Here is a 24,511-nt window from a genome sequence, read left to right as displayed (position 1 = left end):
TCCGTATGAACTATTCAGATAATATGGTGAGTGATATGCGCGCAAACTGATTCTAATTTCACCTCATATTATAGTTATAATCCGGAAAAGCACACAAGAAACCGGAGTCCTTGCTTTCATACTACAATGGTCTCATTATTCAAGGACGGTTGTTGCATATCAGCACACTTAGCTCCATCACAATCGATTATGTACATCCATCATGGCAGTCACTCTTAACAACAAATAAAGCGTGAGCAACAGGAATGATCCCTGTAACCCACGCTACATTTTTAATCTGCTTTATAAATGAAACTAATCTTTTACACGAAAACGTAGAGGGCAGAAATAACCTGAAGAAGCGAAGTGTTCGCCTAAAAGCTTTCTGCAAGAAAGCTACATCGGAAGCATACGCTTATCACCAGATTTTCACCTTTATATAAAGTAAATAAAAAAATCTGGGGATAACAGCGATCGGAAGGTTGTTCTGTCATCGGAGTAGCGAGTGTAAATACTTTAGTTCGTTTTACATAGTCCTCTTTAATCAAACTTCCAACAGGACAAGCTCAGATTGCCATACTGATAGGCTTTGAACAGGAGCGATGCACGTTTGTTCTGATCTCCCGCACCCATGGCGAGTAACAGCGGTACAAAATGCTCCGGCGTAGGCACGGCGGCTTGAGCTGAAGGTGCCAGTTTATCATAGGAGAAGAGAGACTCCGTATCCCAGCTCACCAGCTTGTCATGCAGCCAGTTGTCGAACTCTGATGCCCACGGGTCAACGCCGTTACTTTCCCAGTTCAATCGACGTAGATTGTGGACGGTTCCTCCACTGCCAATGACAAGAATGTCTTGCTCACGCAAGGAAGCGAGCGCTTGTCCGACCTGATATTGCTGCTCACCTGTCAGATAGCGATTCACGGACAAGGCAATTACAGGAATATCCGCATCTGGGTAGAGCAGGCGTAGAACGACCCAAGCGCCGTGATCCAGTCCACGAACGTCATCGGTCTGTACCGGAATCCCGGCTTCTGTGAATAAACGTTCCACCTCGGCTGTGGTCTCTGCCTGTCCTTGAGCCGGGTACTTGATCTGATACAGCTCGGGCTGGAAACCGCCGAAATCATAAATGGTCTCATAGTTGGCTACCGAGGATACAAGCTGAGTTGTGGATTCCCAGTGAGCAGAGAATAACACAATTGCTTTGGGTTTCGGCAGTTCCTGTCCAAGTTTTTGCAAAAATTCGGTGTACACATTCTCCTCCAGTGCCAGTGATGGGGCACCGTGAGCAATAAACAGAGATGGCATCATTATGAATTCAGTCCTTTCGGGTCTTCGGTAGTCAGATTTGCATCCGTCCGAAGCCAGTGTTGGAATTGTTGATATAGTTCGGGGGTCACCTGGTGTCCACCGTTGTAAGGTACATATGTGACGTGATTGGTGTGTTGACGGAAGAAATTGGCGTTATCTTCGCCCAGTTGCAGCGGGAATAGATGATCTTGATCTCCATGCGAGATGAACACAGACAGCTCCGAATCGGGGTGTAGCATGTACTCGTCTTTCACAAATTGCGGGATGTACCCACTCATCGCTACAATGCCTTTAATTGCATCTCCAATCACCAGCGATAAAGTCATCGCCATAATGGCGCCCTGGCTGAATCCGGCGATATAACGCCGCTTGGGATCAATAGCATATTTGGCGGACAGATCAACAATCAACTGTTGCAGTCCCAGCACGGAGGCATCATACAATTCACGGATGGGGTTGCCAATGCTTTTAATCTGAAAATAAGCATAACCACTACCCTGAACGATAGGCCCACGGATGGCAACAATAATAAAATCAGACTGCATAGGCTCCATTAAACGAAGCATATCCTGTTCATCTGATCCCATCCCATGTAAGGCGAAAATCACGGGATAACGCTGATCTGGATTGTAATGAGACGGTAATCGGATTTCATGTATATAAGGAGAATTCATTGAAAACACCACCTGATTAGGATTGAGTTAATATATCGATTTGACGATAAAGTTCACCAATATGAAATAAATATTCTTATTTATGAACAAAATTTATCATGGTTTCATTGTAGGGTCAATACTTTTTTTGTATGATGAATATATGTTGTTTATAAGAAACCTTGAATGGATTTAAAAGAAGTGTCGTTGCGCATGGTTCATATCTTATTTCCAAGGACGTGATCAGGATGTTAAAGCGTATCGTGCCTATTCTGAGAATATTTGATGAAAATAAAGCTAGAGAGTTCTACCTTGAATACCTGGGTTTCCAATTGGATTGGGAACATCGATTTGAGCAAGATATGCCCTTATATATGCAGATTTCACTCGATTCCATCGTGATTCATCTGTCCGAACATCATGGAGATTGTACACCTGGAGCTGCCTTGCGCGTGGAAACAGATAACTTGGATACATTCCATGGTGCACTTCGTCAGAAAGAGTACAAAAATGCGAGACCCGGTATAGAGGAGACCCCTTGGCAATCAAGAGAAATGACTGTGACGGATCCGTTTGGCAATCGAATTATATTTGTTGAGACAAGGGCCGAATAGATAACCTGAAGTAGCTAAGCTTACGTCTGGTGTCTTATATAGAGAAGGGGAGGGACGCGATATGGATATTGGCTTGGCTATTCGTACGATCCGCAAACAGAAACAGATTACGATCATGCAGATGTGCGAGGGCACGGGGTTGTCCAAAGGTTTTATCAGCAACGTGGAAAATAACAAAACGTCACCTTCCATTGCTACGCTTGAAAGTATTGCGGATTATCTGGAAGTGCCACTGCCCTATTTGCTGCTGACACCGGAGCAACGGATGAACGTGGTACGCAAGAACGAGCGTAAGGAGACGACAGCAGGAAGCGGACAGATCAAAGTGCAGCAGCTTACAGCCAAAGGTGCGATGCGTATGTCCATTGTGGAGTTACCGCCAGGTGCATCGACCGGGGTTAGCAAACATGCCGGAGAGGAAAGCCATCTGGTGTTGCAGGGCAAGATTCGTGCGGAGCAAAGCGAAGATGTGGAAGTTCTTGAAGTGGGTGATTCGTTTACCTGGAATGCGATCGTGCCCCATGAAGTGACCAATATCGGAGAGGAACCTGCGGTGGTGCTCATTGCGGTGTCCAAAGAATTGGGTCTGGATCATTTATAAAATAAAAAAGGACGCTCCCAAGTCATGAACATGCGAACCTGCATACATGTACAATGGGAAACGTCCTTTTATATTTCTAACGAACTGAGTGAGCCCTATTAGATGATTTTAAGCAGATATCGAGATGTAACGAATCTCAGACGCTTTATTTCACTCTTGTGTGTGTAATTTGGCTACATTCCACAGAATTCTGGCGAGATAACCTCGCAGTGATTCGTTACGTTTCTCATTTCCTGCAAAAGAGTACAATAAGGTGCGAGAGATTCCTTAGAAAGGTCAGAAGCACCTGTCTATTGTGGATTAGTTGTCCAGATGCCTGCTGTTTTAACGAAGACACGGTCGGACAGCTTGAGCGTTGCGAGTGCAAGTTCAGCTACATCTTCCGCTTGCATCATGCGATCTTCGTCGCCAATTTTCAGTCCGGCATTGGTCGCAAGCTCCGTATTAACGGTGCTTGGAGTCAGTGCCGTTACACGAATGTTGGACTTGCGCACTTCCTGCATCAGAGATTCGGTCATGCCAAGCAATGCAAACTTGGACGCGCAGTATGCCGAACCTGTAGCGAATCCGCGCTCACCTGCAGTGGAAGCAATATTGATAATGCTGCCGCTACTTTCCTTGATCATGCTCGGAAGGACAGCGCGTGTAACGTAATATGTACCCATAACGTTAACATGCAGGATGCGCTCCCACTCTTCCGGCTCCATCTCCATGAACGTTCCGAACTTTCCGATCCCTGCATTATTGATAAGGATATCCACCGCACCGAGTTCCATCTCGATGGCTGCTACAGCGGCTTCGGCCTGCGTGCGATCCGAGATATCTGCTACTGCACTGGTTACTTTCACACCGTATTCTTGACTCAGAGACTGTTGCAGAGCCTGAAGATCGGAAGCGGTACGTGCAATAAGGCCGAGGTGCACTCCTTCTTTGGCAAGAGCTTCAGCGATCGCACGGCCGATACCTTTTCCGGCACCTGTGATGATCGCTGTTTTATTTTTAAGTTCCATGTGGGTAATTCCTCCTTAGAAATGGACTAGCATTCAATTATACTATTATTACCCACAGTTCGGAAATTGGCTTCATCACTATTTGGTAATCTCGATGCTGCCAGAAGAAGTACGGGCCTTGATCACTTCCCGGCTCACCATTGGCGATTCAGGTACATCGACACTTCCGGAAGTAGCCTTAGCGTCGTAGATTCCGTCAAAATCAGGTGCAGCTTGAATGAAAATATCTCCTGATGTTCCAGACGCATTAATCGGGGCGGAATGGGACTGTTCAATATGAATGCTACCCGAAGTGAATTGAACATCAGCTGCGCCGTTTAATTCAGTAATCTCAATATCTCCTGATTTAATCTTACTGTTTACATGACCGGCAATCTGATCTGCCGTAAAACTTCCGGATGTCTGTTTCACGGTCATGTCTCCATTAATCATGGAAGCGTTAATGTCGCCAGAAGTTAGAACCAATTCAATATTGGGCGCCTTGATGTTTTCCAGACGTATGGAACCTGAGGTGTTGTTCAGCTCAAGCTGATTGGCATTTAGACCTGTCAGATCCCATTCACTTGAAGAGGAGTCCAGCTTAACCTCATTTAATTGGTGTCCTTCAGGCAGAGCAACGGTTATTGTGGAGTCTTGCTCATTCCAGTACAAGGTGAAAATTTGCAATCGTTCACGTGCTGTCTGAGCCAGTTGGAATGTGCCTTTGGATAAGGTGGCTTGTTCGAAGCTTTTGACTATGGCAGGGTCCCATTTACCATCCACTTCGATATAACCATTCGAATCGGGGCTTATGACAAATTCAATATCTGCACTGAAATTAGCATTCATGATAATGTTCTGCAATTCATCTTCTTTGAAATCCCATCGTTTGGAATAATGCTCCCGTTCATCCCCGAACTGAACGCCATAGATGGATGTCCCGAGCAAACCTATTCCGATACATATCACGGCAAGCGCAAGCCATTTTTTGGTACTCATGCGGAAACATCTCCTTTCATCGTGTTTTTATTCCATCTAATATATTGAAGAGTGACGATTTTGAAGGCTCTAAAGACATACTTCGATGCGATGGCAAACAAAATGCCGACACCGAAAGCGCCAATCGCAACGAAAATTTCCGGTTTATCGAGTTGGCCCAGGAATACAAAGTCCACAACTGCTGCTACAGGAGCCACTACCAGCAAGGAAAGGCTGGCAATAACAAGCCATACCGACCACATCATGAGACCAAGAGGAATGCCAAGGATCAGATTCAGGAACAACAGGCCGATGGCTGTGAAAAATTTGCGAGTGGCGCTGGTGCTGTTTCTGGGTGACCGCATCTCGCGATACGTCGGTGCATAGAACGCATCTGAACCCGGCGTATGCATGTCATAACGATCACCGAGTGCTTCCTTGGCGATTTCTTCCGGCTGTCCGAGTTCCCGAGCGATCTCTTCTTCCAGCTTGCCTTCTCGTAGTCCGAGCTCGAAATGTTGATCATAGTCGGCGAGCAACTCAGCCCGTTCGAATGGGTCCATCGGCCGTAGATGAATTTCCATGGCTTTCATAAATTGTTGTCTATTCATTGGGGATTCCTTCCTCAATCAGATTTGCGACATTGCGCACAAATTCATTCCATTCTGTCGTCAGTGCCGTCATGTAGTCGCGACCTGTATCGGATAGTCGGTAATACTTGCGCGGCGGTCCTTCGCTTGATTCTTGCAGGTAGGTGGTGCAGTAACCGTCATTTACAAGCCGGCGAAGCAAGGGATACAGTGCACCTTCAGCAACTTCGATATGTTTGGAGACCGCCTGAGCCAGTTCGTAGCCATACCGATCCTGCCGGTTAATTAATACCAGGACGCACAGCTCCAATACTCCTTTTTTGAACTGGATGTTCACATTCACACAGGTTCCTCCTTCGTAGCTTCATTTATCGCTAGTGTATATTGTTCAGTAGTGGTGAAGTCATCATAGCATCCAGTACTGTTTAATGCAAGGTAGTGACTTTAAAATAGTTCCGTATCACGATTGATCGATAATAAGTTCGTTTAATACTGATGCTTAGCTGAAGCTGTCTGTTTAGCTATAATTCAGCATACGCAAAAACCGGATCGGTTACTTCCGTCTGAAGGCGGATTCCGATCCGGTCTGTGAGATGAACTTTTGTTTCTTTGGTTACAAGTTAATCGCTAAATGTCGGTTATTCTTGTGCATCCAGAACTTTAAGGTCTTCCACAGCAGGGCCCTCAATGACATGGCCTGCATAATCGAAGCGGGAACCATGGCATGGGCAATCCCACGAACGCTCGCCCTCGTTCCATTCGACTTCGCAACCCAGATGGGTGCAGGTGGTATCCACCAGAAACAGCTTGCCACTGGTGTCCTTGTAGGCGCCAGCACGTTTGCCATTATGACGAACGACGGCTCCTTCGTCTTCACCAATATCGCTAACCTTTTTGTGCACAATGCCTACTTTACCGGAGATTAATTCCTTGGCTACATTCACATTTTCCACAATAAAGTGTTTCATACCAGGATCGGCCTTGAATCTTGCCGGATCGAATATGGCAGCATGAGGGTTGTCACGTCCAGTGATGCGATCTGCAAGAAGGTGTCCTGCCATCGTGCCAGTTGTCATTCCCCATTTGGCAAACCCGGTCGCCACATAGACTCGTTCATGTCTTCCGGTAATCGGTCCGATGTAAGGCACCTTGTCGATGGAGATCAGATCCTGGGCTGACCAGCGAAAAGGGATGTTGCGAATGCCAAATGTCTCCGCTGCGAACTGCTCTAGGCGTTCATAGTGACCGAAGGTACAGATGCCTTGTCCAGTTTTGTGATTTTCGCCGCCAAAAAGGATGTGTTCCTTCCCGTTATGTAAGACGGTACGCAAGGAGCGGTAAGGTGTATCGTCCGAGATGTACATGCCGCCCACATAGGGTTTCTCCGGTTCGACTAATACAGCGTAGGATCGTTCGGCGTGTAATCGTGTGAAATAAAATCCGGGATCATAGACGGGAAAATGAGAAGCCACGACAATATGTTCCGCTGTTACGGATGGGCCATCTCCATAAGTTCTGACATGTAGTGAAGCATCTTCCTCTACATCCGTAACTGTCGTATGCTCGTAGATCTGTACACCTTGTTTCACAGCGGAATCGAGCAAGTAGTGCAGGTAGGCCAGCGGATCAAATCGTGCCTGACCCGGCATGCGAATGCCTGCCCTTGCGGGAACTGGAATAGGGAGTGGGTCTACCCACTCACCAGGGATATTGAGTTTGCCATAGGCGGTCAGCTCGATCTCCAGTTTTTTAATGTTTTCCTCTGATTGAATGTAGACGTAGGCATCTTCCTCTGCCCACTGGCAATCAATCTGTTTTTCCTTCACCAGATTGCGCATCCACTTGGCGGCATCGGCATTGCCTTCATAGTACATCCGAGCCTGTTCTTGTCCGAAGTGATGCATAATTTCATCAAATATGACACCGTGCTGTGCAGATACCTTGGCCGTGGTATGACCGGTCGTGCCATCCAATACTTTTCCAGCCTCCAGCACGACTACACGCATACCCGTCTGCGCGAGCAGATAGGCTGTAGTGATCCCGGCAATACCGGCACCAATAATCGCTACATCCGCGGTGATATCTTCTGTCAGTTTCGGATAGCTATCGAATTCATGCGTAGCACGCCAAAGTGATTCGGGGACCGGGGGCAGACCCGTCTTGGGCTGCTGATTGTCGCTCATTTTTTTTCCTCCTTGATTATCTTCAATCTATCGCATGGGATGTTGTTCAGCGCACATCGTTGTACTCTTATTCATGATTGCCAGACTATGCCAGGAAAAAACGGTGTTGTTCAGATTTTGCAGAGGGGATGTTCACAATTTCCTGCACAGAACCTCTGTTTTTTTTGTTAAACATGCTATATGATAAGATTACCGAAATCGTTTTAGGTTTTGAAAAGGAGATCTATTTTTACACCTGTAAACGTTGATTCTAAAAGGATTAATTGATCCATCGGAAGAAATATTTCATCCGAATTAACCCCCGTTTTTACTTGAGATATGTATTCGCTATCATTTTAATTAACTACCGATAACCAAAGGAGATTCTATATGACGACCAACCAAACGAAATATCCGTTTCAAGATACAGCACTAGAGTTAGACACTCGGGTGAAGGACCTTGTATCCCGCTTGACGGAAGATGAAAAAATTGAATCCATGCTGCAATATCAGCCGGCAGTAGACCGCCTGGGTGTGCCTGCATACAAACACGGTACAGAAGCGGCCCACGGCTTGGCCTGGCTTGGAGAAGCAACATCTTTCCCACAACCGGTGGGGCTTGCATGCACATGGGATGCGGATCTGATGAAGGAGATTGGCTCCGTGCTCGGAGACGAGGCACGTGTATTTTATAAACGAAATCCGGCAGTGAACGGTCTTACGCTGTGGGCACCTACAGTGGATATGGAACGTGACCCGCGCTGGGGACGGAATGAAGAGGCGTATGGTGAAGACCCGGAACTGACAGCCGAGCTGACAACAGCATTGGTGAAAGGAATTCAGGGCGACCATCCGAAGTATTACAAAGCGGTCGCTACATTGAAGCATTTCCTTGCGAATAATAACGAAGTTGATCGTGGAAGCGGTTCGTCCAGCATTGATCCACGTAACATGCGTGAGTATTATCTGAAGGCGTTTGAGAAGCCATTTAAGGAAGGCGGCGCACAGTCCATGATGACGGCGTACAACTCTATTAATGGTACGCCAGCGTTGTTGCATCCTTTTGTGAACGAGATTGTCAAAGGTGAATGGGGCATGGATGGTTTCGTTGTCAGTGATGCAGGTGACGTAATGGGCATCAAGAATGATCATAAATACTATGATTCCCACACACCAGGTACGGTAGAGTCTGTTAAAGCCGGAATTGATAGCATCACCGATGATGCTGAGCTGTCCAAACAGGCACTGCGTGAAGGATTGGAACAAGGTACACTCACGATGGATGACATCGACAAAGCGTTGTTCAATACATTCCGTGTGCGTTTCCGTCTGGGTGAGTTCGATCCGGAAGAAGGCAACCCGTACGCTGCGATCGGTGAAGAGTCCATGATGACGGAGAAAGCAAAAGAACTGTCGCTCAGAGCCGCAAGAGAACAAGTGGTATTGCTCAAAAACGACAAAGGCACGCTCCCGCTGGACAAAACAAAAGCAGGTAAAGTGGCTGTGATTGGTCAATTGGGTGGAACCGTCTATCGTGACTGGTATGCAGGCACCATGCCGTATAACGTATCCCCACTTGAGGCGATCCGTGGCAAAGTAGGCAGCGACAAAGTGGCGTTCAAGGATGGTAATGATCGTATTACGTTAACTTCCGTAGCCAATGGGAAGAAAATTGGACTGGCAGAAGGTGAGAAATCACCTGTGATTGCTTCGGGAGAAGCGGAGAAATTTATGGTGTCCGATTGGGGCTTCGGAAGTTATACCTTGCAGGCCGAAAGCAACGGCAAATATCTGACAACAGATGAAGAGACCGTAACGGCTTCCGCTGATGAAGTGTACGGCTGGTTCGTGAAGGAAGTATTCCACCTGTTGCCACAACAGGACGGCAGTGTAGGTCTGACCACTTGGAATGGCAAAACGGTGACTGCACCTAATGGTGGAAACGATGCATTAGTAGTGTCCGAAGAACTGAAAACCTTTGGTGCCACAGAGACGTTCAAGCAGGATGTGATTGTGAACGGACTTGAAGAAGCGGTAGCAGCGGCTAAGGCTGCGGAAACGGCGATTGTTTTTGTTGGTAATAATCCGCTTGTAAATGGTAAAGAAGAGATTGACCGTCCAAGTCTGGATCTCGCCGAATCCCAGCAACGTCTGGTTGAGGCGGTCTATGCCGCGAACCCGAACACGGTAGTTGTCATCGTGGGTAGTTATCCGTTCACATCCAACTGGGTTCAGGAGAACATCCCGGCGGTATTGTATACTTCACACGCAGGACAGGAACTGGGTAACGCAGTAGCAGACGTACTCTATGGCGACTATGCGCCAGCAGGCCGTTTGAACATGACATGGGTACAATCAGCAGATCAACTGACCGACATCAAGGATTACGATATCATTCAATCCGGTCGTACGTATCAATATTTTGAAGGTAATGTATTGTATCCGTTTGGACATGGTCTGACGTATGCAACGTTTAAATACAGCAATTTGGAACTTAGCCCAGCTCAAGTGGGTATAGAGGGCAGCGTTACGGTAACTGTAGATGTAACCAATACGGGTTCAATTGCCAGTGACGAGGTTGTTCAGTTGTACGTTCGTGCAGGCAAATCCCGGGTGAAACGTCCACTCAAAACGTTAAAAGGATTCCGTCGTCTTCATATCGAAGCGGGAGCTACAGCGAAGGTCAGCTTTACTTTGCCTGTTCAGGAACTGGAAATCTGGGATGTAACTCGTGATCGGTATGTCGTGGAAGGTGGAACTTACTCTATTATGCTTGCCAAGTCATCCTCCGATGTTCAGCTGGTTGCAGACCTGACGGTAGAAGGAGAGACGATCCCTGCCCGTAATCTGGGTGTGGCTACTCGTGCCGAGAATTATGATGCATACTTGGGTGTTGATCTGGATGAGAGCAAAGAGGGCGGAAGTGCTGTCCGTGTAGTTGGTGAGCAAGGATGGATTGCCTTTAAGGATGCCGATCTGGGTAGTGGGGCAGCAGCAATTGAAGCTCGTGTATCCGTGGAACAAGCAGGCGCTGTGTTGGAAGTTCGACTCGGTTCACCAGACGGTACGCTCGCAGGACGTGTGGAACTGGCACAAGGTGAAGCCCAGCAGTGGTCTACCGTGAAGGCGGAACTCACAGGTGCATCAGGTGCGCAGGATGTATACATTGTGTTGTCTGCGGGTGTGCGCATCAGTCACTTTGAGATTCGTTAAGTCAAATAACTCATGAAAAAGCCTCCGAACTTATTCGGAGGCTTAGTTTGTTGTTTAATGACCATTTTGCATAAATCCCCTGAGCGGTAGGAAACGAATTATACAAATTTCTATGATATGAACCGTGCTTGTATTGTCCATTAAACGTATTTTTATTTTCCGTCAAACGTAATCATTTTTTGCACAAATTGCTTCAATTGTTTGTTGGTTTCATTCAGTTGCTCAATTGTGCTCATGAAATTGTTTACGAGTTCAGCCTGCTCTTGGGAGCTTGCAGTGATCTCACCAAGTTCATTCTCCATGCCTTGAATGGATTGCCGAACCGAGAGAAGAGAATCTTCAATACGTGCCGTTGCTTCTTTGGTATCCACAGACAGTTTGCGAATTTCTTTGGCAACAACGCCAAAACCTGCACCAGCTTCCCCTACACGAGCAGCTTCAATGGCAGCATTCAAGCCAAGCAGATTGGTTTGTTCGGAGATTTCACGAATGAAACTGGCGACCTGAGTGACATTGCCTGATTTCTGTACGGCTTGTTTGGAATTGTTCCGGATCTCTTCGGTTGTGGCACTGAGTTCCTCGGAGTGTGCAGCTACATGCTGTACACTGTCAATTAACTGGTTAGTCAGATTTTCGGTAGCATCCATGAGCTGTTGCAACTGGTCTTGGTCATCCATACTGTAGAGCAGATTAAACAGGGCGATGACTTCACCTTTTTCATTTTTAATGGGGATAAAAGCCACGTCAAAAGGAACACCGAATAAATCTTTAGGGTAGTGATCGAATCGTTTGACTGTACCGCCGTTGAGATCAGCAAAATTTCGATTTCCATCCAATAGAGGGTCGCCGGGTTGATAATTCAGTTGTTTTAACGATTCCCCTGCTGAGAAATATAGGAATTTCTCATGATCAATCACGGAGAGGGTTACATCCTGACGAATCGTATCTCGAAAGAAAGGCATACATGTAATTAATGCTTGAACAATATCCATATAAAAGATGATTCCTCCCTGGTTACCTTATGTAAACGGTTAAATTTTAAATGCTAACTTAATAACTACCTATATTATATATCGTCATGCAATAGAGAAGAAAATAGAGAGAATGGATAAAACCTATTTCTTAAAGAAGACCGCTATACGCCAACAAGACACGAGTCCGCTGGGGACCAGTGCCTTGTTAGTTGGTGAGGGGAATAAAACCAATGTTTACAGCATACTGAGCTGCATTGTAACGATGGTTCGAGTGGCTAGTGTTGCACGGACATCAATCAAACGCTGATTCCGGCTGCCGCGGAAGGGAAGGGAAACATCACGCTCCGCTTCAACGTATCGACCGTCAATAATCACATCGCACAACCGGGCAAGCTCCGCTCTTGCAGGGTCGGTAATCAGTTCTTCATATTCGAATCCCGTGTAGGCCCATACCGTCAGATCAGGACGTGCAGCGCGGAGCTGCTGGACCCAAGACGTACATTCTGCTGCCGAGAAAAAGGGATCACCACCACACAACGTAACGCCATCCAGCAATGGATGGGTCGTCACTTCATGCAGAATCTGCTGCTGCCGCTCCTCTGTAAAGGGCTCACCCGCTCGAAAGCTCCATGAATCCGGACTGAAGCAGCCCGGACAGGCGTGACGGCATCCGCTGATGAACAACACGGCACGCAGGCCGATTCCTTCATTCACCGATTCCGGGATGTAACCATATAGATTCACCGGTGTTTCACCCGATCCCGCACTTCGGCTTGCTTCGCAGCATTGAAGCGTACTTTGTAATCTCCGGTCAGATAGCCAGTTACGCGGCGTAACCGCTGGAAGTGTACATGGTTCTCATGGGCTTCACAGCTTGGGCATACATCCCCAATGACGCCTTCATAACCACATGCAGGGCAGCGATCAATTGGATGATTAATGGAGAAATAACCGATATCCTGCGCCAGTGCATACTGTACGATCCGCAGGAAAGCTGCGGTGTTGGCCCGAACGTTTCCGTCAAGCTCCACATAGGAGATTGCACCCGCGTTACATAACGTATGGAACGGTGCCTCCAGTTCAATCTTCCGATATGCTGGAAGCGTGTGGTAGACCGGGATATGGAATGAATTCGTATAATACTCCCGATCATTCACTCCGGGAATAATGCCATAACGCTCTCTGTCGATCTTCGTGAATTTGCCGGACAACCCTTCAGCAGGTGTGGCAAACAGGGTGATATTCAAGTTATGCTGCTCGCTCATCCGGTCACAGAACTCTCTCATGGTCCGAATAATGTTGAGCGCTTCGCGATGTACATGAGGGTCCTGCCCATGATGGCGCCCATAGAGAGCTGTCATACATTCCGCGAGTCCGATAAAACCAAGAGATAATGTTCCATGCTTTAAAAGCTCGGCAACCGGCTCGTTCGGGCCAAGCTGTTCTCCACCTTCCCATACACCCTCCCGCATCATGAAGTCCGATGCCTTGGCAGGCTGCAATGTCTGAATTCGGTAGCGGTGCAACAGGCCGGAAGCGGCATTATGCATAACTGACTCCAAAGCAGTATAGAATCCGGCTCGGTCAGCGACAGCTCTTGCACCTTGGCAGATGCCAAACCGGATGCCGAGCTTCACGAGGTTAATGGTGTTGAAGGACAGATTACCTTTACCACTTTGACGATTGCGACCAAACCGGTCAGCCAGTGTACGTGTGCGGCATCCCATAGTTGCAATGATCGTATCCGGATCTTCCGGATGATAGAAAGGCAGATTGAAAGAGGCATCCACATTGACAAAGTTAGGATACATCCGCCGGGATGAACAGGTGACTGCGAGCCGGAACAGATCATAGTTCGGCTCTCCTTGAGCCTGATTGATCCCCTGTTTACATTGGAAAATATGTTGAGGGAACACGGGAGTCTCCCCGTTGCCCAGGCCACGAATGGTTGCTTCCAGCAACGAGCGTGATACCAACCGTCCTTCCGCAGAAGTACATAATCCATAGTTCAGTGAAGTAAATGGAATCTGACCACCCGCCCGGCTGCTCATCGTATTCAGGTTATGAATCAGTGATTCAGCAGCTTGTCCTGTCTCCAATTCAGTCTCTTCATAGGCGAAGGCATATGCCCGCGGACATTGATTCTTCGCTTCGATGCTATCCAGATGAAGCTGTTCATCCCCGATCAGAACATTTTCACCAAAGAGCCGTTGCCCTTTGCGGTAGTGTTTGCGGAACGATCGCTGTACATAAGGGGCCAGATCCCAGTCAATTTTATTGGCCGATACACCGCCATATTGACTGTTCTGCTGGGATTGGAAGATGATCGCAACCAGAGCCATGGCAGACATGATCGTCTGAGGTGTGCGAACCGATCCGTTACCTGTGTTGAAACCCGCAGCAAGGAGACGGTCAAACGGGATAAAGATACAGTTGGTCGTTCCAAGTGCATACTGATCCAGATCGTGTACATACAGATCCCCATTCTCCACAGCTTGGGCAAGCTCTTCCGGCAACACATGACGCAGAGCATGCCACTTGGCGGTCTCCGAACCGAGCCTGCTCATCTTACCACTGAAGGAATCCCCGTTCAGATTCGCATTTTCCCTCAGCGTATCGGCGTCTTCTGCGCCAATAATTCGTCTTCCCAGGTCGGATAATAGATCGGATGCCAGTGGGGTGGCATACTCAAGCATGTTCATGTAAGGTTCCTCCTAAAATGATTTTGGTTATCATTCAATTCACGTTAAATACTATATGTAGATTCGTCTTATCCATTTATAAACTATATGTGGTTTTTTGGGTGTGATAATGATCACACAGCTTACTGAACAAAGTGGACTTTCCTTTAATTGCTACGGATAAAGGTTCCCAAAGTCTGAGCGGAAGCGTATAATTTCTAGTTATTCTGCAAGTATAATATCCGAAGTCGGACAAGATGGACTTTAATCAAGCTGAAAAGGCGAGTTGCAATGAATTCGCGGTCGTTAAACCATCCGTTTAAGACCTGCTTTTGTCCACAAATGGGCAATAGGCAGGGAGTATGATTCTCTTATACTTCTACGGTGTTAATCATATAAGTATAGATTGTGACAGCTATTCGGATTTTTGATGACCCCTGTACGTGATTAAACATTCTGAAATACAGATTTGAAAGTGCAGCTTAGATAAGAGGGGTGAATCATGGGGACGGCAGAAGGCATTACAAGAGGCTTCTATGAAGATATAAAGGAAGCTGCGGCCCATATCGTAGACGTATTAAGTGGTATATTGAAGGTCAATACCATCTTTGTTGCCACGAATGACGGGGTGACCAATGTCATTTTGGAGGCCTTTAATCGTACGGAAGAGTTAGTTGTTAAAGGCAGTGCACTTCCATTTACGGATTCATATTGCAGCCTGGTATTAAGAGACAACGGTAGCGTTCTTACGATCCCGGATACATGTGAACATCCGATGACACGATCCATGGGCGTTACGAGCGGACTTGGCAATCGCTTCTTCGTGGGCGTGCCTATTATGAGAAGATCGGGCGAAACATTTGGCACCATCTGTCTGATGGATGATCCTGGTTATGTGATCAGCGAAACCGATATGAAGACACTGAAGGCAATGGCTGTATTCCTGGGTTATGTTGTTGATCTGGAAAGCACGTTGCATGTTCAGGAGCAGAAATTGAGTGATTCGGAACAAATGCAAGAACAGCTCCAGGCAGAGAAAGAACGTGCCGAATCTGAGGCTATGACCAAAACACAGATGTTGAAGCTAATGAGTCACGAGATTCGCAATCCTTTGAACGGTATTTTGGGACTGACAGATCTGATGCGCACACCGGATATGCCTGAGGAGCAGTCCGAATATGTGAACATGATTGAGACAAGCGGCAATATTCTGCTTTCCTTGCTGAATAATATGATGAATTTCAACATTAATGAAGCAGGTAAAACGGTTATACATGATGATCCGTTTGATCTGGTAGGCACCATTGAGAATACCGTGTATCTCTATGCCGGGATTGCGACGGGCAAGAACATTGAGCTGGGATTAAATCTTGAACTGAATGTATCTCAAGTGTTTGTTGGGGATGAAGTCAAGATTGGACAGTTGCTTGCACACGTCATTCAATATGCTCTCGATTCAACGCGTGAAGGTTCCGTTCTGATCACAGCAGTGGTGAACGGAGAAGAATTGGAGGAGACCGGTACACTTCAACTCAAGGTGAAGTACACGGGTCAGATGTTATCGGACAAGAAGACACCAACCTTTAACAGCCAAGATGAAAATTTGAATATCCAAAAACTGATTGGAAGCAATCTAGGTTTAGCTGTAAGCCAGAATCTTGCCATTCTCATGCATGGCCGTATTCAGGTGAGTAGTGTGAAGGAAAATGAGACGGAATTCAACATCTCCCTTCCATTGCGCAGATACTGGGAGTTACCTCAACTCGCAAGTGTTCAGCAACGGTTAAAAGGGAAAAAGGTGTTGCTTGCCAAGGACCCTGATATTTTGCAAGGTGTCTCTTCCCTGATGCGTAGGTGGGAGATGGATGTACACATGACCTCGGGTGTGACATTAGCGCATGATTGGATCAAGGAAGGATTCATGCCGGATGTAGCCGTTGTGGATATGGGATTAATGGAAGGCGGCGCGGTTGATTTTGTACATGAACTGAAACAGCGCCTGGAGAATCTGCCCGTCATTGTTCTTGTTCCTTATGGTATGCACATTGAATTGCATGAAGCAGAAGCCTTTGATGCTGTTCTGACCAAGCCGGTCAGACAGGCTGATCTGTTGAATGCATTGAGCATTACTTTGCCTTAGATCATGATCATAGATCTTTATTCGGCGCACCTTATAGGTGCGCTTTTTTTCATTTTCCATTTTCTGAGCCAAAGCCCTTTTATTCCGAGCTGGTTACGTTACAATAGAAAGTGAACTTCATCTTTATAACCAACAGAGGAGGATATGCAATCAATGGATTATCGCAGATTAGGTGGAAGCGGACTGAAAGTAAGCGAGATCAGCCTGGGAAGCTGGCTGACGTACGGAGGGTATGTGGAACGTGAGAATGCGGTGAAATCAATTGAAACTGCATTTGATGAAGGCATTAACTTTTTTGATACTGCCAATGTATACGAACGGGGTGCGGCAGAAGAACTGCTGGGGCAGACGCTCAAAGCATATTCCCGTGACTCTTATGTACTTGCAACCAAAGTATTTGGCAAAATGGGTGATGGTCCGAATGACCAGGGGTTGTCTCGCAAACATATCAAGGAGCAATGTGAAGCCAGCTTGAAGCGCCTAGGCGTTGAATATGTGGATATCTATTACTGCCATCGTTATCATACCGAAACACCAATTGAAGAAACACTCCGCGCGCTCGATGATCTGGTACGCCAAGGCAAAGTGTTATATGTAGGCGTCAGCCAGTGGACAGCGGCTCAGATGGAAGCTGCGTTGGGTACAGCAGATCGTTTGCTTCTGGATCGTATCGTGGTCAATCAGCCGGTGTACAACATGTTTGACCGTTATATCGAAAATGAAATTATTCCGCTCGGTGAGCGTAAAGGCATCGGACAAGTTGTATACTCCCCGCTTGCTCAAGGTCTATTGACCGGGAAATATACGTCCGTTTCCGATATCCCAGAGAATAGCCGTGCTGCCAAGCTAGGATGGGACGAAGGAAAGATCAATGCGGATCGTATCGGGAAAGTTCGTCAACTGATTGAAGTGGCGGACAAGCTGGATCTGAAGGTTGGCCAACTGGCCCTTGCCTGGATTCTGCGCCAGAACAATGTATCCAGTGCACTTGTAGGGGCGAGTCGTCCCGAGCAGGTAAAAGAGAACGCGGCTGCATCTGGCGTGAAGCTGGATGCTGCCATTGTGGAGGAGATTGAGAGTATCCTTGCTTGATCTCCTGTCAGCACACAAGCTGAGATGATATGCAATGATCTATAAAGAAAGGGATGTCCTGTGCGCCTGAATAGGCGAACGAGACATCCCTTTTTTGGAGCGTTGAAAGGATAGATTATTGAAAGGTTAGATCTTACTTTAAAGTGTAAGAGGCAAGGAGCGAAAAGTTAAGGCACACACACGGTTACGCCCTGTATTCTTGGCTTCATATAAAGCACGATCGGCCTGTTCGAAGAAGTCATCATCGTCATGATCATCACAATGATCGGGGTACACGGCTACACCAATGGAGATGGTTAGACGTGTCGTGTGCCCGTCAGGCAGAGCAAAATGGTATTTCTCTACAGCCTGTCGTATAGATTCGGCGGTAGCCACGGCCTGACGGTGTCCACAGTCGAGCAAGAGAATGGCGAATTCTTCCCCACCATTTCGTGATACGATATCAGCAGAACGTGCATGTTCAACGAGCAGTTGTCCAAGTTGCTTCAGGACAGCATCGCCGGCGGAATGACCATAGGTATCATTTACCTTTTTGAATCGGTCAATATCAATGGCAAGCAAGGAAAGCTTCTGTTGGTAATCCCGCGCACGCTGAAGTTCCAGTTGAAGTGATTTTTCGAACTGTCGTCGATTGCTCAGGTTGGTAAGATGATCGGTAGAAGCTCTTTTTTCCAATAGAAATAACATTTCATTGGATTTATTAATGAATTCTGCAATGAAATAGATAAATATTCCACCGGCAAAAGAAATGGTCATTTGTAACGGATATATCTTCATTAATGAATTCATGCTGTCCGTGTTCAACATAAGAATGATAAAGATTAATGTCATGCCAAGCAGATTCATTGTAATTATTTTGGTCAGTCTGGACCAGGGAGCATAGGCGAAGTATACACCGGACAGTCCGATCAGAGTCATGACAAAACCTGCATCTATGGCAGAGGATGATAAGCCGAACATCAGAATACGAATGATCGAGATCATGAGTCCCGTAACGACCGAAGCCAATCCTCCCATATATACCGCTGCGGTAACGATGGCCAGATGCCGTAGATCTACAATCGTAGTTTCGTTCAGAGGGAATGAATAGTTCATGAGTACTGTGCCATATATACCGAATAATAAGCCGCCGATCAACTGAACACGTAACGAGGGAAAAGGCAATCGGATACTATAGAACTTTGCGATGATCCCGGACACATACATAAACGTAATCATGACACAGATATTAATGAAAAAAGTGCTAAACAACCGACATTCCCCCTTTTTACGCACATCCCTATATTTTATCTGAAAAGTGGTGCTGTAGCGAACCATATTATCCCAAATTTATGAGGGGATTGCTGGTAAAGGTGGTTTATTTGCATATACAGGATGTTAGAGTGACATTGACTTCAATATGCAATGAGATTTATACTTAATCTAAATCAAAATATATTCCTTCTTTTTGGGAAGACCATCATAAGTAGAAGATCAGTGTCTGATTTCATATAAAATGGATCAATAATAAAGGAGAAATGGTTGTGAGAACTTTAAATCTGACGATACAACGGCAAGCGGTATATGATGTGGTGCGCCATTCAGAGGATCACCCGACAGCTGCTGATGTCATGAATCGACTCGTGGAACAAGGATATAATCTGGCCTATGGTACGGTGTATAATTCTCTTCGTTATCTGACGGACAAAGAATTGATACGGGAACTTAAACTCGGAGAGACAGCAAGCCGGTACGATGCCCGTATGGATGATCATCAGCACATTATGTGTGAAGTGTGCGGCAAAGTGGACGAGGTGATGACAGAGGTTCCTCCACAATGGATGAAACAGGTAGCTGAAGAAACCGGATATGCAATCGATCATGCTCATGTGGTCTTTGGAGGTGTCTGCGGGGAATGCAGAAACAAACGGATCAAGTGAAAATAAAATTGCCTGGCCGCCGTTTACCCCTAAGGGTTAAACCAGCCTTGTCTGACTCAACACCCCTTGTGGACAATTGTCCTGTTACACGGCGTGTTATTCTGATCAGCCCGATGCCGGGGCAGGTTCATGAACTGGTAAAGGCCTTAACGGATAGCTGCTTTGATGTACTGGTCTTCCATCGCTGGGAACCGGACCTGCATGAGCGTCTTGTCTTTGATCTGTTGATCTATGATCTGTCTGTTGCTGGAACGATCGATGCATTTGCCGGCATTAGCAGCCGATTGAATCGTGAGGCTGAGCACACAACCCCTTGTCTGTATCTGGTTGGTGAGAAGATGATTGGCAGTGCAAGTGGACCGATGCTTCAGGAGGAGTTGCTGGTGTGGCCTGCACGCCCGCAGGAAGCACTTTACCGGGTGCAGCGCATGATTGGCAACAGCCCTGCTCTGCCCAACCGTGGTTTTTTGCCTGAGGAAGGACACCGTATCGGATTTAAAGATTTGTGGCTTGATCGTGAACGGATGAGTGTACAGCGCGATAATAACCGGATTCATCTAACCAAGACCGAATATGATCTGTTACTCAAGCTGATTGATGCCAAAGGTGCAGTCATTTCCCGTGAGGAAATGCTCAGCGATATCTGGGAGACGGACTTTACGGGTGGAAGTAATGTGGTCGATGTTCATATCAAAAGCTTGCGCAAAAAGTTGGGCGATAACGCATCTTCGCCGCAATATATTGTCACTGTAAGAGGAGTGGGCTACCGCCTGGCGGATTAGTCCGCTTTTTTTTGCCCAAATTTTATCTTTCACTTCATGCTTTTTCGGGTACTACCTAATAGATAGGCAGATCAGAATCATTCCCTTAAAACATGTTCATAGTTCATTCATGAATGTTGAAGAACCTCATCTTAATCTCATGTGAACCTCATGCAAGAGCAGAGTGGGACATGTTAGAATCAATTTAACAGTTAGATCAAGTCTAAATGTATATTTAAACCGAAGCCGAATATGATTTTAATAGTAGATATATAACAGCCGTGAGACCCATTAGAGGAGGACGACATGATGACAGAACGTATGACAACAAATCAGGGCGCACCTGTAGGTGACAACCAGAATTCCCGCACAGCAGGCAGAAGAGGGCCGACACTGCTTGAAGACTACCATCTCATTGAGAAAATAGCCCACTTTGACCGTGAACGTATTCCCGAAAGAGTCGTACATGCGAGAGGTGCCGGAGCTCATGGTGTATTCACGCTGGAGCAGAGTATGAAGGCTTATACAACAGCTGACTTCCTACAAGATCCAGGTACGGAGACGGATGTGCTGGTTCGTTTTTCAACCGTTATTCATGGTACGGGATCACCAGAGACTGCACGAGATCCACGTGGATTTTCCGTCAAATTTTACACACGGGAAGGCAACTATGATATTGTCGGTAATCATCTGCCCGTTTTCTTCATTCGTGATGCGATGAAGTTCCCTGATATGGTGCATTCCTTGAAGCCGGCTCCGGATACAAACATTCAGGAACCTGCCCGATATTGGGACTTTATGACCCTCTCACCGGAATCAACACATATGATGACCTGGTTGTTCTCTGATCTGGGCACACCAGCAAGTTATCGGGAGATGGATGGTTTCAGCGTACATGCTTTCAAATGGATTAATGCACAGGGACAGGTCCACTATGTGAAATACAAATGGGAGTCTGCACAAGGCGTGCGAGGCTTCTCTCGTCAGGAAGCTGCCGAGGTACAGGGGCAAGACTTTAACCATGCTACCCGGGACCTGCATGAACATATCAAGAACGGGCAGTACCCGCAGTGGAAGCTTCAGGTACAGCTCTTGAAGCCGGAGCAAATGGATGATTTTGCTTTTGATCCACTCGACCCAACCAAAACTTGGCCTGAAGATGTATTGCCGTTCCATACGGTAGGGACCATGACCCTGAATCGGAATCCGCAAAACTTCTTTGCTGAAGTGGAGCAGGCGGCCTTTTCTCCTAGTGCGCTTGTACCCGGAATTGAGCCTTCCGAAGACAAATTGCTGCAAGGACGCCTATTCTCCTATCCAGATACACAGCGTCATCGGCTTGGACCGAACTATTTGCAAATTCCGGTGAATTGCCCGTACGCACCCGTTCGTAATCATCAGCGTGATGGACTCATGAATGTGAATCAGGACCCATCTCCGGTGAACTATGAACCCAACAGTTCAGGAAACAGCCCGCAAGAAGATCCGGCATACCGGGACAGTCAGGTTCCGTTACAAGGGCATGTTACAAGAGAGAAAATCGAGAAGACGGATGATTACACGCAGTCAGGTGAACTTTTCCGTTCATTTACTCCTGTAGAGCAGCAGCGTTTGCTTGATAATCTGATCAATGACCTTAAGGGGGTATCTGTTGATATTCAAATGCGTGCCCTGTGCCACTTCTTCCGGGCGGATGGGCAGCTTGGCGGACGTTTGGCTCATGGACTCGGCGTGGATATTTCTGCACATATGCCGTCACAGGATGGGAAATAAAGCACATTTTGACCATGTTCTACAACATCATACGGACTAATATTCGTTGAAGACCGGGCAGAACCGCGAACGTGCGGAACTCCCGGTCTTTGGCCTTTTTTACTGAAATGGAAAACAAATTTACAAATCATTTACATAAAATAGCTGACATAGAGGTTGACTTCTCATTTGATGGCACTACAATGGGTAGTGTGAGGGGTGTCAGAAAATGAGAATACACAATTTCAAAGTGGGTGAGCGTGGGCTCAACCGATTTTTCGGTCCGCTGGAAGCCAAGATTATGGACATTTTATGGGCTCATCCTGGCAGTAGCATCCGTGAAGTGCAGACCGCACTTGAACAAGACAAAGACGTCAATTTTAATACAGTCATGACCGTGATGAACCGGCTCGTAGACAAGGGACTTCTCGGAAAGTCACAAAAGGGCAGAACATCTTTGTACCAACCGGTACAGAGCAAGGAGGAGTTTATGAACGACCAATCCAAGGAACTGTCACATGAGTTGGTGGATGAATTCGGAGCTTTGGCATTGAATCATATGCTGGATGCGCTGGACGAAGCAGATGCGGGTCTGATTGAACGCTTGGAACAGAAGATCAAACAATGGAAAAAGGATAGCGATTAAGATGTGGAAGACCCGCTCGAAACTTTTGTTTACCGTCGGGTTTGGCATTCCGTTACTCGTGTTCATGCAGATGTTCATGTACGCGATGTACAAAATTTTTGGCTGGGATATCCCGTTTAACCTGCTCTGGCTCTGCAATCATTGGATGAGTCGACTGGGATGGTTATCTGTGGGACATTTCCTGCTGGCACTGGTATTGCTGACATTTGCGGGAACAGGCTGGTTGTTAATGGTGCGTATGATGAAAACCAGAGCAGCCGTACGTAAGCTTCGCTCCATGGAGGTGCGTGCATTGTCTCGCGAACTGGAGTCCAAGTATCACCATCTCGGACAGCCGGGATTCATTGTGGTGGACAAGCATTCTCCGGTTGCATTTACAATTGGTCTATGGAGACCTTGCATCGTACTTTCCACGGGGCTTCTGACGATGCTGGATGCAGAAGAGGAGACTGCAGTTGTGTACCACGAAGTCCATCATCTGTGGCACCGTGACCCACTGAAGACAACACTGTTATCGGTATTTGCAATCATGATGCCGTATATTCCCGTATTGAAGCATACTTCGAAACATTACAATATTGTTAGAGAAATTCTGGCAGACAATGAGGCCATTGAGCGTACAGGCAATGTGGCAGGCATTGGCAGTGCTTTGCTCAAGTTGCTCCGTGCTTGTCCTGAACCTTGGGGGGCCAAAGAACTGACCGTTCAATCCTCATTTGCGGATACGTCGGTGAATGTCCGCATTTCACGTCTGCTGGACCCAGAACAGGACGTGACGCTGAGGTTGCCACGTTATGCTGTTCTGATGTCGGCTACTGTTTTTCTATTGCTGTCTATCTTGTTTGTTTGGTCCATCGGATAGATTAATTGGGCTACATGTGAAGTCGAATATAATGAGGAAGGAAGATGAACATGAATAATAAAAGTGTAGAGATTGGATTACTTTTCTCAAGGATTATGATCGGTTTGATCTTTGTATTGCACGGCTGGAGTAAATTTGAAGGTGGAATCAGCGGTACGGTAGGTTTTTTCGAAAGCATTGGTATTCCCGGATTTCTTGCATCCGTTGTAGCCATCATTGAGTTGGTAGGTGGTGCAGCGATGATTCTGGGTCTGGGAACACGTGTGTTTGCTGCCCTGTTTGCCATCGTGATGGTTGGCGTTCTGTTTACAGCCAAAGTGGGTGAGCCGTTCCTGAGTGGTACCGAGTTAGATTACCTGCTTCTTGCGGGTTCCCTGACACTGCTCTTCACAGGAAGCCGCCTCCTGGCCGTGGATTATCTGTTCTCCAGACAGGGGAACGCTCGCCAGAATGTGAGTGCTTGATTTGACTAACGATTGCTAAAAATAATGAAGTGCAGGATGAGTCCTGTAACGAGGTTCTTTATTGGCCAGGCCGGTTCGGGAATTGATTTGCGAACCGGGCTGATCAGTAGAGAACTTTTTTCGTTTGGAC

At 46.8% G+C, this 24,511-nt stretch carries 22 protein-coding genes; 11 read left to right on the top strand and 11 right to left on the bottom strand.

From position 1 onward, the window contains the following. Positions 1-519 precede the first annotated feature (519 nt). On the bottom strand, positions 520-1,290 hold the full coding sequence (locus NSQ20_RS29585) for a class III extradiol ring-cleavage dioxygenase (protein WP_036612835.1): 771 nt from the start codon (positions 1,288-1,290) through the stop codon (positions 520-522). Further along, a complete protein-coding gene (locus NSQ20_RS29580; protein ID WP_036612833.1) occupies positions 1,290-1,964 on the bottom strand; it encodes an alpha/beta hydrolase-fold protein in 675 nt (224 codons plus the stop codon). The genes NSQ20_RS29585 and NSQ20_RS29580 overlap by 1 nt, the downstream gene beginning before the upstream one ends. Before the next feature lie 227 nt (positions 1,965-2,191). Here NSQ20_RS29580 and NSQ20_RS29575 point away from each other — a divergent pair, with 227 nt between their 5' ends. Both NSQ20_RS29575 and NSQ20_RS29570 read left to right on the top strand, forming a co-directional pair. Further along, positions 2,192-2,557: a glyoxalase superfamily protein gene (locus tag NSQ20_RS29575; RefSeq protein ID WP_036612831.1), complete on the top strand. Its 366-nt coding sequence runs from the start codon at positions 2,192-2,194 to the stop codon at positions 2,555-2,557. Between the two features lie 61 nt (positions 2,558-2,618). Then, positions 2,619-3,158 carry an XRE family transcriptional regulator gene (locus NSQ20_RS29570; RefSeq protein ID WP_036612829.1) on the top strand — a complete coding sequence of 180 codons (540 nt, stop codon included), beginning with the start codon at positions 2,619-2,621 and terminating at the stop codon, positions 3,156-3,158. Between the two features lie 290 nt (positions 3,159-3,448). On the opposite strand, the gene NSQ20_RS29565 is transcribed toward NSQ20_RS29570, so the two are convergent. The 5 genes from NSQ20_RS29565 to NSQ20_RS29545 all read right to left on the bottom strand — a co-directional run bounded on the left by NSQ20_RS29565 (position 3,449) and on the right by NSQ20_RS29545 (position 7,898). Further along, positions 3,449-4,168 (bottom strand): 3-ketoacyl-ACP reductase, encoded by a 720-nt coding sequence (locus NSQ20_RS29565; RefSeq protein ID WP_036612827.1) that lies wholly within the window; start codon positions 4,166-4,168, stop codon positions 3,449-3,451. A gap of 78 nt (positions 4,169-4,246) precedes the next feature. After that, a complete protein-coding gene (locus NSQ20_RS29560) occupies positions 4,247-5,146 on the bottom strand; it encodes a DUF4097 family beta strand repeat-containing protein (RefSeq protein WP_340031342.1) in 900 nt (299 codons plus the stop codon). Then, a complete protein-coding gene (locus tag NSQ20_RS29555) occupies positions 5,143-5,736 on the bottom strand; it encodes a DUF1700 domain-containing protein (RefSeq protein ID WP_340028185.1) in 594 nt (197 codons plus the stop codon). Before NSQ20_RS29555 ends, NSQ20_RS29560 begins: the two co-directional genes overlap by 4 nt. Beyond that, entirely contained in the window at positions 5,729-6,058 is a 330-nt protein-coding gene (locus tag NSQ20_RS29550) for a PadR family transcriptional regulator (RefSeq protein ID WP_036667851.1), read from the bottom strand. Before NSQ20_RS29550 ends, NSQ20_RS29555 begins: the two co-directional genes overlap by 8 nt. Before the next feature lie 295 nt (positions 6,059-6,353). After that, complete coding sequence (locus tag NSQ20_RS29545; protein ID WP_340031340.1) at positions 6,354-7,898, bottom strand: FAD-dependent oxidoreductase; 1,545 nt, start codon at positions 7,896-7,898, stop codon at positions 6,354-6,356. A gap of 369 nt (positions 7,899-8,267) precedes the next feature. Between NSQ20_RS29545 and NSQ20_RS29540 the strand changes: the two genes are divergently transcribed. After that, entirely contained in the window at positions 8,268-11,090 is a 2,823-nt protein-coding gene (locus NSQ20_RS29540; RefSeq protein WP_340031339.1) for a glycoside hydrolase family 3 C-terminal domain-containing protein, read from the top strand. 152 nt (positions 11,091-11,242) lie between these two features. Here the strand turns inward: NSQ20_RS29540 and NSQ20_RS29535 are convergent, their stop codons facing one another. The 3 genes from NSQ20_RS29535 to NSQ20_RS29525 all read right to left on the bottom strand — a co-directional run bounded on the left by NSQ20_RS29535 (position 11,243) and on the right by NSQ20_RS29525 (position 14,766). Then, positions 11,243-12,082 (bottom strand): methyl-accepting chemotaxis protein, encoded by an 840-nt coding sequence (locus tag NSQ20_RS29535; RefSeq protein ID WP_036612816.1) that lies wholly within the window; start codon positions 12,080-12,082, stop codon positions 11,243-11,245. A 216-nt stretch (positions 12,083-12,298) separates the two neighbouring features. After that, positions 12,299-12,808, bottom strand: coding sequence for an anaerobic ribonucleoside-triphosphate reductase activating protein (gene nrdG, locus NSQ20_RS29530; protein WP_036667845.1), 510 nt, complete (start codon positions 12,806-12,808; stop codon positions 12,299-12,301). Beyond that, a complete protein-coding gene (locus NSQ20_RS29525) occupies positions 12,805-14,766 on the bottom strand; it encodes an anaerobic ribonucleoside triphosphate reductase (protein ID WP_051447284.1) in 1,962 nt (653 codons plus the stop codon). The genes nrdG and NSQ20_RS29525 overlap by 4 nt, the downstream gene beginning before the upstream one ends. Positions 14,767-15,247: 481 nt before the next feature. Here NSQ20_RS29525 and NSQ20_RS29520 point away from each other — a divergent pair, with 481 nt between their 5' ends. Beyond that, positions 15,248-16,885, top strand: coding sequence for a histidine kinase dimerization/phospho-acceptor domain-containing protein (locus NSQ20_RS29520; protein ID WP_053061374.1), 1,638 nt, complete (start codon positions 15,248-15,250; stop codon positions 16,883-16,885). Positions 16,886-17,038: 153 nt separating this feature from the next. Further along, complete coding sequence (locus tag NSQ20_RS29515) at positions 17,039-17,977, top strand: aldo/keto reductase family protein (RefSeq protein ID WP_047840782.1); 939 nt, start codon at positions 17,039-17,041, stop codon at positions 17,975-17,977. Positions 17,978-18,115: 138 nt separating this feature from the next. Here the strand turns inward: NSQ20_RS29515 and NSQ20_RS29510 are convergent, their stop codons facing one another. After that, a complete protein-coding gene (locus tag NSQ20_RS29510) occupies positions 18,116-19,228 on the bottom strand; it encodes a diguanylate cyclase (protein ID WP_076319286.1) in 1,113 nt (370 codons plus the stop codon). A 272-nt stretch (positions 19,229-19,500) separates the two neighbouring features. Here NSQ20_RS29510 and NSQ20_RS29505 point away from each other — a divergent pair, with 272 nt between their 5' ends. The 6 genes from NSQ20_RS29505 to NSQ20_RS29480 all read left to right on the top strand — a co-directional run bounded on the left by NSQ20_RS29505 (position 19,501) and on the right by NSQ20_RS29480 (position 24,381). Beyond that, positions 19,501-19,896, top strand: a complete 396-nt coding sequence (locus tag NSQ20_RS29505) for a transcriptional repressor (protein ID WP_036612807.1) — start codon at positions 19,501-19,503, stop codon at positions 19,894-19,896. Continuing rightward, positions 19,872-20,678: a winged-helix domain-containing protein gene (locus NSQ20_RS29500; RefSeq protein ID WP_036612804.1), complete on the top strand. Its 807-nt coding sequence runs from the start codon at positions 19,872-19,874 to the stop codon at positions 20,676-20,678. The genes NSQ20_RS29505 and NSQ20_RS29500 overlap by 25 nt, the downstream gene beginning before the upstream one ends. A 288-nt stretch (positions 20,679-20,966) precedes the next feature. Then, positions 20,967-22,430 carry a catalase gene (locus NSQ20_RS29495; protein WP_340033068.1) on the top strand — a complete coding sequence of 488 codons (1,464 nt, stop codon included), beginning with the start codon at positions 20,967-20,969 and terminating at the stop codon, positions 22,428-22,430. Between the two features lie 208 nt (positions 22,431-22,638). Continuing rightward, positions 22,639-23,055 carry a BlaI/MecI/CopY family transcriptional regulator gene (locus NSQ20_RS29490; protein ID WP_036612800.1) on the top strand — a complete coding sequence of 139 codons (417 nt, stop codon included), beginning with the start codon at positions 22,639-22,641 and terminating at the stop codon, positions 23,053-23,055. 1 nt (position 23,056) lies between these two features. Further along, complete coding sequence (locus tag NSQ20_RS29485) at positions 23,057-23,917, top strand: M56 family metallopeptidase (RefSeq protein WP_036667841.1); 861 nt, start codon at positions 23,057-23,059, stop codon at positions 23,915-23,917. A 50-nt stretch (positions 23,918-23,967) separates the two neighbouring features. Then, complete coding sequence (locus tag NSQ20_RS29480; RefSeq protein ID WP_100528505.1) at positions 23,968-24,381, top strand: DoxX family protein; 414 nt, start codon at positions 23,968-23,970, stop codon at positions 24,379-24,381. The last annotated feature ends 130 nt before the right edge of the window (positions 24,382-24,511 follow it).

Source organism: Paenibacillus sp. FSL K6-1122, assembly GCF_037977015.1.
Lineage (GTDB): Bacteria > Bacillota > Bacilli > Paenibacillales > Paenibacillaceae > Paenibacillus > Paenibacillus amylolyticus.
Note: the sequence above shows the minus strand (reverse complement) of the source record. Positions and strands in the feature narration are given on the sequence as shown.